General features: G+C 36.1%; 12 protein-coding genes. 3 read left to right on the plus strand and 9 right to left on the minus strand.

Features of this window, described 5'->3' with window-relative positions; translation table 11 throughout:
- Positions 1-40: 40 nt before the first annotated feature.
- Positions 41-2,287: a patatin-like phospholipase family protein gene (locus tag H3Z82_RS05320; protein ID WP_317172426.1), complete on the plus strand. Its 2,247-nt coding sequence runs from the start codon at positions 41-43 to the stop codon at positions 2,285-2,287.
- A gap of 159 nt (positions 2,288-2,446) precedes the next feature.
- Here H3Z82_RS05320 and H3Z82_RS05325 read toward each other — a convergent pair whose 3' ends face one another.
- The 9 genes from H3Z82_RS05325 to H3Z82_RS05365 form a co-directional block, all read right to left on the minus strand.
- A complete protein-coding gene (locus H3Z82_RS05325; protein ID WP_235982375.1) occupies positions 2,447-5,149 on the minus strand; it encodes a carboxypeptidase-like regulatory domain-containing protein in 2,703 nt (900 codons plus the stop codon).
- A gap of 10 nt (positions 5,150-5,159) precedes the next feature.
- A complete protein-coding gene (locus tag H3Z82_RS05330) occupies positions 5,160-5,885 on the minus strand; it encodes a GLPGLI family protein (RefSeq protein ID WP_182203337.1) in 726 nt (241 codons plus the stop codon).
- A gap of 53 nt (positions 5,886-5,938) precedes the next feature.
- A complete protein-coding gene (locus tag H3Z82_RS05335) occupies positions 5,939-6,169 on the minus strand; it encodes a hypothetical protein (RefSeq protein WP_182203340.1) in 231 nt (76 codons plus the stop codon).
- 425 nt (positions 6,170-6,594) lie between these two features.
- Positions 6,595-6,798 (minus strand): hypothetical protein, encoded by a 204-nt coding sequence (locus tag H3Z82_RS05340; RefSeq protein WP_182203342.1) that lies wholly within the window; start codon positions 6,796-6,798, stop codon positions 6,595-6,597.
- 9 nt (positions 6,799-6,807) lie between these two features.
- A complete protein-coding gene (locus tag H3Z82_RS05345; RefSeq protein WP_182203344.1) occupies positions 6,808-7,557 on the minus strand; it encodes a GLPGLI family protein in 750 nt (249 codons plus the stop codon).
- Between the two features lie 11 nt (positions 7,558-7,568).
- Positions 7,569-7,814 carry a hypothetical protein gene (locus H3Z82_RS05350; protein ID WP_182203347.1) on the minus strand — a complete coding sequence of 82 codons (246 nt, stop codon included), beginning with the start codon at positions 7,812-7,814 and terminating at the stop codon, positions 7,569-7,571.
- Positions 7,815-8,278: 464 nt separating this feature from the next.
- Positions 8,279-8,488 (minus strand): hypothetical protein, encoded by a 210-nt coding sequence (locus H3Z82_RS05355; protein ID WP_182203349.1) that lies wholly within the window; start codon positions 8,486-8,488, stop codon positions 8,279-8,281.
- A complete protein-coding gene (locus H3Z82_RS05360) occupies positions 8,481-9,224 on the minus strand; it encodes a GLPGLI family protein (RefSeq protein WP_182203351.1) in 744 nt (247 codons plus the stop codon). Before H3Z82_RS05360 ends, H3Z82_RS05355 begins: the two co-directional genes overlap by 8 nt.
- 7 nt (positions 9,225-9,231) lie before the next feature.
- Entirely contained in the window at positions 9,232-9,495 is a 264-nt protein-coding gene (locus tag H3Z82_RS05365; protein WP_182203354.1) for a hypothetical protein, read from the minus strand.
- A 1,000-nt stretch (positions 9,496-10,495) separates the two neighbouring features.
- Here H3Z82_RS05365 and H3Z82_RS05370 point away from each other — a divergent pair.
- Together H3Z82_RS05370 and hppD are read left to right on the plus strand one after the other, a co-directional pair.
- The gene (locus tag H3Z82_RS05370) at positions 10,496-11,650 is read left to right on the plus strand and encodes a homogentisate 1,2-dioxygenase (RefSeq protein ID WP_182203357.1); all 1,155 of its coding nucleotides are present in this window, start codon (positions 10,496-10,498) and stop codon (positions 11,648-11,650) included.
- A gap of 256 nt (positions 11,651-11,906) precedes the next feature.
- On the plus strand, positions 11,907-13,067 hold the full coding sequence (hppD, locus tag H3Z82_RS05375; RefSeq protein WP_182203359.1) for a 4-hydroxyphenylpyruvate dioxygenase: 1,161 nt from the start codon (positions 11,907-11,909) through the stop codon (positions 13,065-13,067).
- Positions 13,068-13,176 lie beyond the last annotated feature (109 nt).

Consider the following 13,176-nt stretch of genomic DNA (forward strand, 5'->3'; position numbering starts at 1 on the left):
AATAAAGTGTTGGAGACTGTAGATTCTAATAATAAAGCATTTGAAAAAACTCACATACATCATTGTTTTTATGTTGTTTATATCCTTCTCGGTGGAGGGGCAGGACAGCCTTGCGCATAAGTCGCAAAAAGCGCCCAAAATAGGATTGGTGTTGAGTGGGGGCGGCGCTAAGGGGTTTGCACATATTGGGGTGTTAAAAGTGATTGACAGCTTAAATATTAAGGTTGATTATATTGCTGGTACCAGTATGGGTGCCATTGTTGGCTCATTGTATGCGTCAGGGTATTCCGGCAAACAATTGGATTCCATCTTTAGTTCACTCTATTTTGATGACGTGATCAACGATAATCTTCCAAGGTCGGCCAAAACCTTTTACGAACGGGACAATTCAGAACGGTACGCCGTGACCTTGCCCTTCACTAATTTTAAGTTAAAGCTGCCATCAGCCTTGTCAAGGGGTCAAAACGTATTTAATCTGCTATCAAAATTGACCTTACCGGTAACCGATATTTCAGATTTTGATAAACTGCCAATCCCGTTCTTTTGTATGGCTACCGATGTAGAAACGGGCAAGGCCATCATTTTAGACCACGGAAATCTGGCCCAAGCCGTTACTGCCAGTGGAGCGTTTCCTTCCTTGTTTCAACCGGTAATTATTGAAGACCAGGTGCTTATTGACGGTGGTGTCATAAATAATTACCCTATTGATGAGCTCAAAGCCAAAGGGATGGATGTCATTATTGGCGTGGATGTCCAGGACGGATTGGCCAAACGTGAAGACTTGAATTCAGCACCTGCAATTTTGCTCCAGATCAACAATTATCGCACGATTAGTGATATGATCGAGAAGGTCAAAAAAACCGATATCTATATTAAACCAGACATCACTGATTATACGGTAGTCTCTTTTAGCGAAGGCAGAAAGATAATTGAAAGTGGGGCAAGGGCGGCACGCACCAAACTTAACGAAATTGAGAATCTTCCAAAATATAAAAACTCAAGAGGTGTAACTGTAGATCTCACGTCCAAAGACAGTATCGCTATCAATGAGGTTAAGATCTTTGGGAATGACAGATATACCCGTGCCTATATTTTAGGTAAAATGAAGCTTGTTGAAGATTCTAAAGTCAGTTACCCCGATTTTAATGAAGGTGTCAACAATTTGGTAGCCACCAATAACTTTACCACATTTTACTATGAATTTGAAAAGACAGACAAACCAAATGTCTATAATTTATTGGCGACGGTAGATGAAAGTGACGTGACCAGTTTTTTGAAATTTGGACTGCATTATGATGATCTCTACAAAAGTGCGGCCTTGGTCAACTTTACTAAAAAACGAGCTTTATTGGATGATGATGTGGTTTCTTTAGATTTGATATTGGGTGACCATGTGCGCTATAATTTTGAGTATTATATTGACAAAGGATTTTATTGGAGTATTGGCCTGCGTTCAAGATTTAATCAATTTAGCAGAAATGTAAATGTCAAGTTATTCTTGGATGATTATGAGCAATCACTTACCGGGTTGAACAAAATTGGTGTTGAACTTCAGGATCAAACCAATCAGTTTTATTTACAAACCATGTTTAGAAAGGACTTTGCACTGAGTTTGGGTGGCGAGCATAAGCGACTGAAAATAAAATCGGAGACAGTTTTAGTGAATGTTCCAGGTAAGAAACAATATTTTGAAAACACCGATTATCTATCTCTTTTTGGAACCTTAAGATTCGATACTTATGATAATAAATACTATCCAAAAACGGGGATTTATTTCAGTGGTGATTTTCACCTATACCTGCACGCCTCCCATTTCAATAAAGAATTTAATAAATTCTCTATGGCCAAGGCAGACATAGGCTATGCTTTTAAGTTTTCTGACAAACTATCGACTAATATTTTCACCCAAGGTGGATTTAAAATTGGCGACACTAGCACGCAGTCACTCGATTTTGCTTTGGGCGGTTATGGTAATAATTTCATCAACAATTTTATTTCTTTTTATGGCTACGACTATATCACGCTTACCGGAGATAGTTTTGTAAAAAGCACTTTGAGTTTAGATTATGAACTTTTTAAAAAGCACCATATTACCGTAGCAGCCAACTATGCCAATATTGGTTATGGACTTTTTGAATCTGGTACTTGGTTCTCATCACCTAATTATTCGGGATATGCACTTGGTTACGGATTGGAAACCTTTTTGGGGCCATTGGAAGCAAAATACACCTATTCTCCTGAACTTGGTGAAAGTATTTGGTTGTTTAATTTAGGGTTTTGGTTTTAACACTTCGACTGCGCAGTGTGACAGTCCGATGTCAGGGTGAGAGCAAAGTTAAGGGTGAGCGCTTCCGACTATTCGGAACGAACCCCTTTATGTTCCCAAACCATAATTCAGCCTATCCAGCCCTTGGACTGCGCTCTGTGACACCACTATTTCAAGATTTTAGAGTTTGTAAGCTACTTTGAACATTATAATTCTCGGCATTATAAAGGTTTTACTGTCACTGATCAAAAAACTGTTGAATGAATTCTGTTGCTTAAACCGCATATCGAATAAATTAGTAGCGTTGATTTCAAAGCCCCACGGACTATCCTCCAATTGATAAAATAAGGACGCGTTTGCTGTATCAAAGGTGTTTTTGGTGTTGTTACTTTTGTTGTGATAGCTATCAAAGGCATAATCTGCCTTAAAGATGAAGTCCCTTAAGAAATCATATTGTAGAATGGCAAAGAAATTATCGTTTTCAAAATTACTGATCACATTGGACGATCGGTAGGCATTGAAATCTTTTTTATAACCGATTTCTATATTGGGAAATTTTTTAAAGAAGGTCTCCGCACTGACTGTTGAGGAAACGGATTTTGAAATATTCAGATGTGTGTCATCATTCAAAATTTGGTAAAAGTCATTATAGTTGAAGTTGCTTCGCAATTTGTAACGGATCTTATTGATTTTTTTTGAAATGCCCCCGTTAACGCTCCATCTATGTTCTGGCAAATCAAAGAAAACTGGCGTGCTGTATTGTTCAATGCCCTGTAATTGGGTGACATTCTTAAAGTGCTCCACCTTTTTATTGAAATTTGTGCTGAGGTTAAGGTTCAGGTTTTTAAATAGACTGAACTTGTGATAGTTCAAACTCACCGAATGGTATAATTGATTTTCCAAAGTGGCATTGCCTTTATAAACACTATTGAAATTGTTCAATACGAAATGGTTGGCCAATTGTTCAATCCCCGGGAAACGTGCATTGAGGCTGTATTTGAAATTGATTCTTTCGCTGTTGTTGAATTCTATTTTTGTGGTGAATTGGGGCAATATCAGAGCCTTGGTGTGATTGCTTTTCTCCTCAAACTGTTGCGTCTGCCAATTGTAAAAATGGGCGTAGAGCATCGGTTTGAACGTGGCAATCCCAATCTGGAACTTGTATTCCAAGCCCACAAAGGTGTTCAGGAAATCATATCCAAAATCATTGCCAAAACCTGCCTTGTTGAAGTTGTTGATGGTGCCATTGCTCAGCTGTTGCAAATCCTGATTGTAAAATTTCGTAAATGCCGCATTAACGCCCACACTTGTATAAATATGATTAAAATTATTGAGTACCCAATAGTCTTTTACAATAGCATTGAGGTTGTGTGCGCTACTGCGTTTGGTTTGTAAAATATCATAAAGTTCATCATCTTCCAAGGGGATCAAACCTTGTAGGATTTGTTGGTTGGTCAGCCATTCCGTTAGCGGTTTGTCATTTTGAAACGTATAAGTGGCTTCTAAAGTACCCGTATGGTTTTTGGATAGTTTCCGACTGTAGGTGATGTTCTGTTTAAGGTTCAGGGCATTGATATCAGTATTAGTGGCAATGCTATTGTTTTGAATGGGGTTGATGGTATTTATCAATCCATGACTGTCATTATTGGTGACTTTAATAAAACTATTGTAGGCAAAATCTTCCTCAAAACTTGGCTTATAATTCAAGGTGAGTTTGCCAATGGTAAAAAAGTTATTGAAGTTGTTGGTCGTGCTTCGATTTTCAAAATAGGGATCTTCGTTGTTCAAATACTCACTTGTAATATGGCTCTCGGTATCGGTCTTACTGTTTGAACTGATGATATACCCGCTGATATCCGTTGCCGTATTGATAGCCTGCCTAATATTTAAAGCCCCAAATTGGTTGGTGTTTGCAGTATAATCTTGATTGTTGAGGTAGCGTGCAAAATCACTATTGAACAAATCAAAATAACTGCTGGCGTCACTAAGGAGTTTACCAAAACCACCTTCAAACTCCAAATAATCACGAAAACCAAAGCTTTTAATGCCTTGATTGTTGAGGTCGCCAATAAAATTGACGTTGGTTTTAGGGCTGTAATAAAAAAGATTAGGATGTACTAAATACCGATCCTTAATGCCTGCGCCAACCTCAATATCTCCAAAAGTAAATTTCTTCTTGTCTTCCTTTAGTTTGATGTTCATGGCCATGTCTTCATTGTCCTGTAAGCCTTTAAGCATGGCCACCTCGTTGTAATTGTCAAGTATTTCTACTTTTTCAACCGCGTCTGCAGGAATATTATTGACCGCCAATTTACTGTCGCCTGTAAAAAAGGTCTTGTTCTCCACCAAAACCTTGGTCACTTTTTTGCCCTGTACGGTAACATTGCCCGCTCTATCCACTTCCACTCCTGGTAATTTTTTCAGGGCATCCCGTAGTTTTCGCTCTTCACCGGTAACAAATTTGCTTACATCATAGGTGATCGTATCTTTTTTGACCACAATGGGAGGCGTGTAGTTAATGGTGACCTCATCCAATTGGTCTGGATTTTCTTTAAGGACGAAATTCTGTATGAGATTGTCTTCCGTGGTGGTCAACACCTTTGTATAAGGTGTAAACCCAAGAAAGCTCACCGTTATGTTATAGGTTTGGTTTTTGGAGAGGCCAAGTTTGTAACTGCCATTGTCTTGGGTAATGGCGAAGCGCACTTCTTCCTTATCATCATCAGGGATGGCTAATACATTGGCATAAGCCAATGGATTTTTAAGGGTGTCTGTGACTTTGCCTGAAATAAAAGTAGTTTGACCTAATAGCGAAAAAGAAAATAATAAAAACAGATATTTGAGTTGCTTTTGAGCTACGATTTTAGAAAATTTAATTTTCAAAATGAAATTTTTAGTTCTCACCTCTCATTTGCATCATAATCTTTCTACCGATTTCGTTAAACTCCTCCTTGCTCACTTTTTTACCTTTGCTTGGAACAATTATTATTTCTTCTTCGTTAGATAAAATTATTTTTTTTGCATAAAAATAGTGCCCTCTTTCTATAATTGCTAATATAAGTCCGGGCAAACCACCATAATTTTTTGGACCAAACTGAAATGGCAACTCGGGGGCAAACCATGCTATAATTTCAGATTTAACATTTATATGGTTTTCTACTATCGCGATAGCCTTATAACATAAATAATCACCTATTTTTTTTGATTCATTGGAGATTTTCCAAACAAAAGGATTAGATTCATCTTTAATTAAATAATATTCATCGAAAGCATATAATTGATGTAGACTTGTATTTTTTTCAATGTTGTTATAATATATGCCATATGAAACCGCTCTTTTTAAATTGGGATTTGCATCATTTTCTAGAAACGGCATTAATTTAAAATTTGATTCTATGGTATTAAAACGCATTTCATATAATTCTAAATCTGAGGAAAGAGCACTCTTAATTGCTGAGTTTTGTTGAGAAATAATCGATTTTATTTGTGAGTCTTTAATCTTAGAAGTATCAATAGGCACGGAAACTATGGTCTCTCCATAAGTAATATAACCACTTTTTACTTGTGCAGATAAATTAATCGAATTTAAAAAAAGTATTAAAATCAGTATGTTTTTCATATTTAAAAAAAATGCTCTTAATAAATTTCACGCCTAATAAGGGCTTGTTTAAATTAATTAATTGTTACAAGTGAATCACCCGCACTACCTCCATTTCCAACACACCCATCATATGCCCAATTACCTGCTTGCCATGCTTCATAATGGGTGTATCCTGCGTTTTCGTAAACATTTGCCACAGCAATAGCCAAACTATTACAATCTGCCTGTTGGGAATATGCAGTTGCATTTAAAGCACTCCCCATAAACAGTATTAAAGCTAAAACACTAAATATTTTCTTCATAATTTCTAAATTTTTAAAACCTACATTTTTTAATAGGTTTGGTTATTAATTTGTTTTTCCTACAAAGTCTTAAAAATTACAAAGTCGTGTATTACAAAGTCTTAAAAAAAATAAACCAGCTGGCTTTTGGATCAATCCAATGTCGTCTTTAATGGCCAAGAAGCGACTTTGTAATGACTCCAAAAACCATCATCAACAATGTAAACATAAAAGAAAAAAAATGCTTGATACAAATTTTTCTTACATTTATTTTAGTGTTTCATATTGACAATAAATTGGTTAGGTTGTTTAGCCTTACCAAGTATTGTCAATGTTGAGAACTACGGGAAAACCGTAATCTGAATTATTTTTAGACGTTTTCTTAATTTTTATTAAAGTATGGATTAATAGGGTTGATTTTATGGTTTATGAAAACATAATTCATATTAAATAACCAGTTTATAAAATTGATTAAAAACTATTATTTCTATAATAACAAAACGGACATCTTGACTATCATCTTCAGGGATGGCGAGAATGTTAGCGTAGGCCAATGGATTTTGAAGGGTGTCTGTTACTTTACCTGAGACTTTGATTTGTTGGGCATAAGAAGAAAATCCTGCTGTTAGAAACAGGATTTTTACTTTCAAAAAAAAATTTCATTTTTTGTTTTTGCGTTTTGGACGTCTGTTTTGCATTGCATTAACTGATAATTCATCCAACACTTCTTGAGTAATTAATTCTCCCTTAGGCAAATCGCCAATGATTTCATCTTCTTTATAAAAGGAAATATTCTTTACCACATAGGTTATCTTATTGTCTGTTAACTCTAAAATTAATCCAGGTAATCCAGAATATCCTTTAGGGCCAAATCTATATGGAACTTCGCTTGTATACCAAGCAGTAACATTTTTTTTAAACGTCCCAGAAGGATTAACTATCTCGTATGAGCAGTAGGCTTTATAGCAAGTATATTTGCCTATCTCTTTCTTTTCATTTGTTAGTGTCCAATTTAAATCACTAATTTTATTATTAATAATAAAATTTCGTCCAAACATTTCGCACCATCTTGAGGTTAAATCATTCTTCAAATCGCACCTATATTCAGAGTTACTTTCGACAAAGACCTTTGCCAGTTTGAAATGAAGTTCATCAACATCAGAATTCATATCAGTTGTTGCCCAATAATAGGATTCATTCTGTGAAGCTTTCAATCTCATTGTCAATAACCTGACAACTTTAAATGCTTCGTTGAGTAAATCCTTGTTAGAAGAATTGTTATTTTTGTCTTTTCCGTCAATAAAATCACCGTTTGGAATGGTTTTATAATCTACGATGATATATTGTGCATTAACAGAAAAGTTAAAGCCAAAAAATGAAATAAATAAAACAAAAAACCTTAGTTTCAATTGCTATTTTTTTAATGAGTTGCCCAATATTCGGCTGCTGCGTTGTTTACATCATTGATACAATCTTCCATCATGGCAGTCCCTAAATTGTATGAAAATTCTGCTGAATTGCCTCCGTCCATAGCATCTTGTTCAATCGATTCGGCTAGGTCATAACAATGGCCATAGCCAAATGATTGAATTAACATTGAAGAATTTTCAAAAGAACTTCCAGCAAAGAGAATGACTGCCAAAAAACTTAACATTTTTAATTTCATAATTTCTAAATTTTAAACCAGAACATTTTTTAAATGCAGGTTAGTTAATAACTCGTTTTTTCTACAAAGTCTTAAAAATTACAAAGTCGTGTTTTACAAAGTCAAAATCTACAAAGTCTTAAAAAAATAAACCAGCTGGTTCTTGGATCAATCCAGTTTGTTTCAAACAGCTAAGAAGTGACTTTGTAATGACTCCAAAAACCATCATCAACGTGTCAAACATAAAAAAAAAAAAAATGCTTAATACAAATTTTTCTTACCTTTATTTTAGGTGTAATCCGCTGTTGCTAAGGGTTGTGTGTTTTTCATGCCTTACAACATAACGCCATTGTTGAAAACTACGGGAAAACCGTAATCTGAATTATTTTTAGATGTTTTCTTAATTTTTTTTAAAGGATGGATTAATAGGGTTGATTTTACGGTTTATGAAAACATAATTCATATTAAATAACCAGTTTATAAAATTAATTAAAAACTATTATTTCTATAATAACAAAAAGGACATCTTGACTATCATCTTCGGGGAGGGCCAAAATGTTGGCGTAGGCCAATGGATTTTGAAGGGTGTCTGTGACTTTGCCAGAGACTTTGACTTGTTGGGCATAAGAAGAAAATCCTGCTGTAAAAAGCAGGATTTTTAAAATTTCTTTAACTTTTGATAAAATATTAGCCACCAATATATTCTTTGAAATTTTCTTTTGTGATTACGGGTTTTAGACTAAAATATTCATCTCGAGTGATTTCTTTTCCTTTTGTCGGCTTAACTATTTCTGTACCAGCTTTAGGGTTAAAGTTTAAAGATTCTATGTAATACGTGAGCATACCAATCTTTAATTCGAAAATTAAGCCGGGTAATCCACCAAAATTGTTAGGGCCTAAATTAAGTGGTATCTCAGGACAGAACCATGCTTGAATTTTCTTAAAATGATCTCCTTTTGTTAAACTTCGAGCTTTAATGGTCGTCACCGCCTTATAGCATAAATACTGATTTATTTTTTTTTCTTCATTCGTGATTTCCCATTTTAAATCTTTTGTGGATGAAGTAATTAAATAGATACGATCAGTGCTGACTTGTTCAATAAGTTCCTTTGTATCATTGTTTCTGTAAAAGACGGAACTAAAAGACTTTATTATTGAATTGTAACCCCTCTCATTTGACATGCCAACGTTTTTACCTTTATCCAAATAGAATAGTGACTCAGAATCTTTAAAATCTAAATTGAAGTACAAACTATCTCTGATAAGACTCATAGAGTTCATTAGTTTATAAAAACTCTGTTTAGCCTGAGAATGATTTTCTTGAGATTTCAATTCATCAGTTACAATTCTGTACACAATGTTGCCTTTATTCTGAGCATCAATAGCTGAGAAATAAAAAAAACAAAAAATAAATAAGTAAATCGGTCTCATTAATTATTTAATTTACACATGAATCCCATAAGTCATCGACATTCCAGCCCATACATCCTGCGTAAAATACATTACCTAGACAAGTTACTTGGGCTTCACTAAAACCTTGGTCATCCGCAACCTCCATCTGCTCAAAAGTTGCGTCAACACAATCATTGGCAGTTACTTCTTTAGCCGTTTGATTTTCTTTCACAATAGAATTATCCAAATTGATCATTCCAAATGTTAAGCCGAAGCTAAATAAAAATGTAACTAATACGATTTTCTTCATAATTTCTAAATTTTAAAACCTACATTTTTTAATAGGTTTGGTTATTAATTTGTTTTTCCTACAAAGTCTTAAAAATTACAAAGTCGTGTTTTACAAAGTCAAAATCTACAAAGTCTTAAAAAAATAAACCAGCTGGTTCTTGGATCAATCCAGTTTGTTTCAAACAGCTAAGAAGTGACTTTGTAATTACTCCAAAAACCATCATCAACAATGTAAACATAAAAGAAAAAAAATGCTTAATACAAATTTTTCTTACATTTATTTTAGGTGTAATCCGCTGTTGCTAAGGGTTGTGTGTTTTTCATGCTTTACAACATAACGCCATTGTTGAAAACTACGGGAAAACCGTAATCTGAATTTTTCTTGGTGTTTGTTGTCTTAAAAATCTTCCTTGTTTTGTTTTTAGGAATTTGTCACTTTCACGACATGCAGTGTGATGTTTTGGCGTTTAGGATTCGAAAGTTCAATTTTAACACTTCGACTGCGCTGAGTGTGGCAGTCCGATGTCAGAGTGAAGACAGATGTCAGGGTAAGCGCTTCCGACTATTCGGAACGAACCCTCTTCAAATTCCCAAACCATAATTTAGCCTATCCAGCCCTTCGACTGCGCTCAGGGTGACAGGTGAATTGAGAATTTGGTACTTTGACTGAACTCAGTATGACCACTATTTTGAATTTTTCAAAGGTTATAAACGACTTTGAGCATTATAATTCTTTGTGAAATAATATTCATCACATTTCAAATTCTTTTTTCTATATTTGTGACATGACCACACAGTCCTGGACCGGTTTACTTCTTTACCTTCAATTCCTTATGAAAAGGAATCCAGAATAATTATACCGCATTGTATCGTTCTTAATCAACTAAGAATAGCATTTATTTCATATCTTTATAAGGCAGTTTTGTTGTCATCTAATGTTGAGTTTTGATACCCACAACCCACAACCGACAACCCACAACCGAAAACAGATAACCCACAACCAATAATAACTCAAAGACATGCCATTTTATCATAAACTCGGGAAAATTCCCCCAAAAAGACATACCCAGTTCCGTAAACCGGATGGGACTTTGTATGCGGAACAGTTGTTTGGAACCATTGGTTTTGATGGGATGTACACCAACTCCTATCACGAACAGCGCCCAACCCAAGTCAAAGAAATTAGAAAGCAATATAATGTGGCGCCTAAAATTGCCAAAGCCAATCATATCCAATCCTATCGTCTGCGCGGATTTGAGGTGAAACCAGAAAACGATTATCTGGAAAGCCGTAAAACCGTACTTACAAACTCAGACTGTAGTATTATATTGGCCGCACCAAAACACTCTACCAAAGATTATTTCTATAAAAACACCGATGCTGATGAATTGATTTTCGTTCATAAAGGCACTGGTAAATTACGTACACACCTCGGAAATCTCGATTTCAAATACGGCGACTATCTGTTGGTACCAAGAGGCATCATCTATAAAATGGATTTTGATACTGAAGACAACCGCTTGTTTATCGTAGAATCCCGCCGACCAATTTATACGCCCAAACGTTACCGAAACTGGTTTGGACAATTGTTGGAGCATTCGCCGTATTGCGAACGGGATATCCGAAAGCCGGAAGAGCTGGAAACCTATAATGAAACGGGAGAATTCTTGATCAAGGTGAAAAAGCAAGATGATATTTTCGAAATGGTCTATGCTTCGCATCCATTTGATGTGGTAGGTTATGACGGATACAATTATCCGTATGCGTTTTCCATCCACGATTTTGAACCGATAACCGGACGCATTCACCAACCGCCACCGGTGCATCAAACTTTTGAAACTGATGCCTTTGTGGTCTGTAGTTTTGTGCCGCGGTTGTATGATTACCATCCGTTGAGTATTCCTGCGCCCTATAATCACAGTAATATTGATAGTGATGAGGTGCTGTATTATGTGGATGGCGATTTTATGAGTCGGAATGATGTTGGCCCAGGCCATATCTCGTTGCATCCCGCAGGTATTCCGCACGGACCACATCCAGGATCAGTAGAACGCAGCATCGGAAAAACCAAAACCGATGAATTGGCTGTGATGGTTGACACGTTCAAGCCTTTGAAAATTACGGAAGAAGCATTGAAGATTGCCGATGAGGATTATTTTAAGTCGTGGCTTTGAAGAAGAAAATAGAATATAGAGAAAAGAACAAAGAAAATAGATCCATGATTTAAGAGTCAAGAGTCAAGAGTCAAGACAGCGAAAACTAATAGATGGCATTATTAGGGAAGCGCAATAAGGATCAAACTAAAACAAAAAATTAGGCCATTGCCGCATATTTTAAACTAACAACCATAAGAAGAAATTGAAATATAGAATAAAGATCAGGGAGGTCTCTTTTCTATTCTCTTTTTTCTATGGTCTTAAAAAAACAATCATGAGTAAAGACATATCTTCCGTGGAATACGGACTAGAAAAAATTTTTGAAGGCGCAGAAGACTTTTTGCCGCTTCTCGGAACTGACTACGTAGAGTTTTACGTGGGAAATGCGAAACAAGCAGCACATTTTTATAAAACGGCTTTCGGATTTCAATCCTACGCCTATAAGGGTTTGGAGACAGGGTCAAGGGATACCGTGAGTTATGTGCTCAAACAGGATAAAATCCGATTGGTATTGACCACGCCACTAAATAGCCAATCGCCCATCAATGACCATATTGTCAAGCATGGCGACGGCGTAAAAGTGATTGCCCTTTGGGTGGACGATGCCCGAAGTGCCTATGAAGAAACCACCAAACGCGGTGCCAAATCTTATATGCAACCGAAAGTTGAAAAGGATGAGCATGGTGAAGTGGTCACGGCCGGAATTTATACTTATGGAGAAACCGTCCATCTGTTTGTGGAGCGTAAAAATTATAAAGGTACTTTTATGCCTGGGTTTAAAGAATGGAAGTCCGACTACAATCCTGAGTCAACCGGATTAAAATTTATTGATCATATGGTCGGTAATGTGGGCTGGGGCGAAATGGATACTTGGGTCAAATGGTATGAAGAGGTCATGGGCTTTGTTAACTTTTTATCTTTTGACGACAAGCAGATCCATACCGAATATTCAGCCTTAATGAGTAAGGTGATGAGCAATGGCAACGGCCGTATCAAATTCCCGATCAATGAACCTGCAGAGGGTAAAAAGCGCTCGCAAATTGAAGAATACCTCGATTTTTATGAAAGTCCGGGGGTGCAGCACATCGCTGTGGCCACGGATGATATCATCACTACAGTTTCGCAATTGAAATCACGGGGCGTAGAATTCTTATCTACCCCACCAGAAGAATACTATAAGGCAGTGCCCGGACGTTTGGAAACCTATAGTCATGAATTGCGTGAAGACATTGAAAAACTAAAAAGTTTAGGGATCATGATTGATGCCGATAAAGAGGGCTATTTGTTGCAGATTTTTACAAAACCTGTACAGGATAGACCAACCTTGTTTTTTGAGATTATTCAACGCATGGGTGCCAAAGGATTTGGAGCAGGCAATTTTAAGGCGCTCTTTGAATCGATTGAGAGAGAACAGCAATTGCGAGGCACTTTATAAGCCAAACGCTAACAAATATTTAACGTTTAAAACTCCGCATTAATTTGACGGAGTTTTATTGTTTTAATACTTTTGGAACGCTAATTGTAATTCTTGAGGATATATACGA

The sequence above is a fragment of the Gelidibacter maritimus genome (genome assembly GCF_014062315.1).
In the GTDB taxonomy this organism is placed as follows: domain Bacteria; phylum Bacteroidota; class Bacteroidia; order Flavobacteriales; family Flavobacteriaceae; genus Gelidibacter; species Gelidibacter maritimus.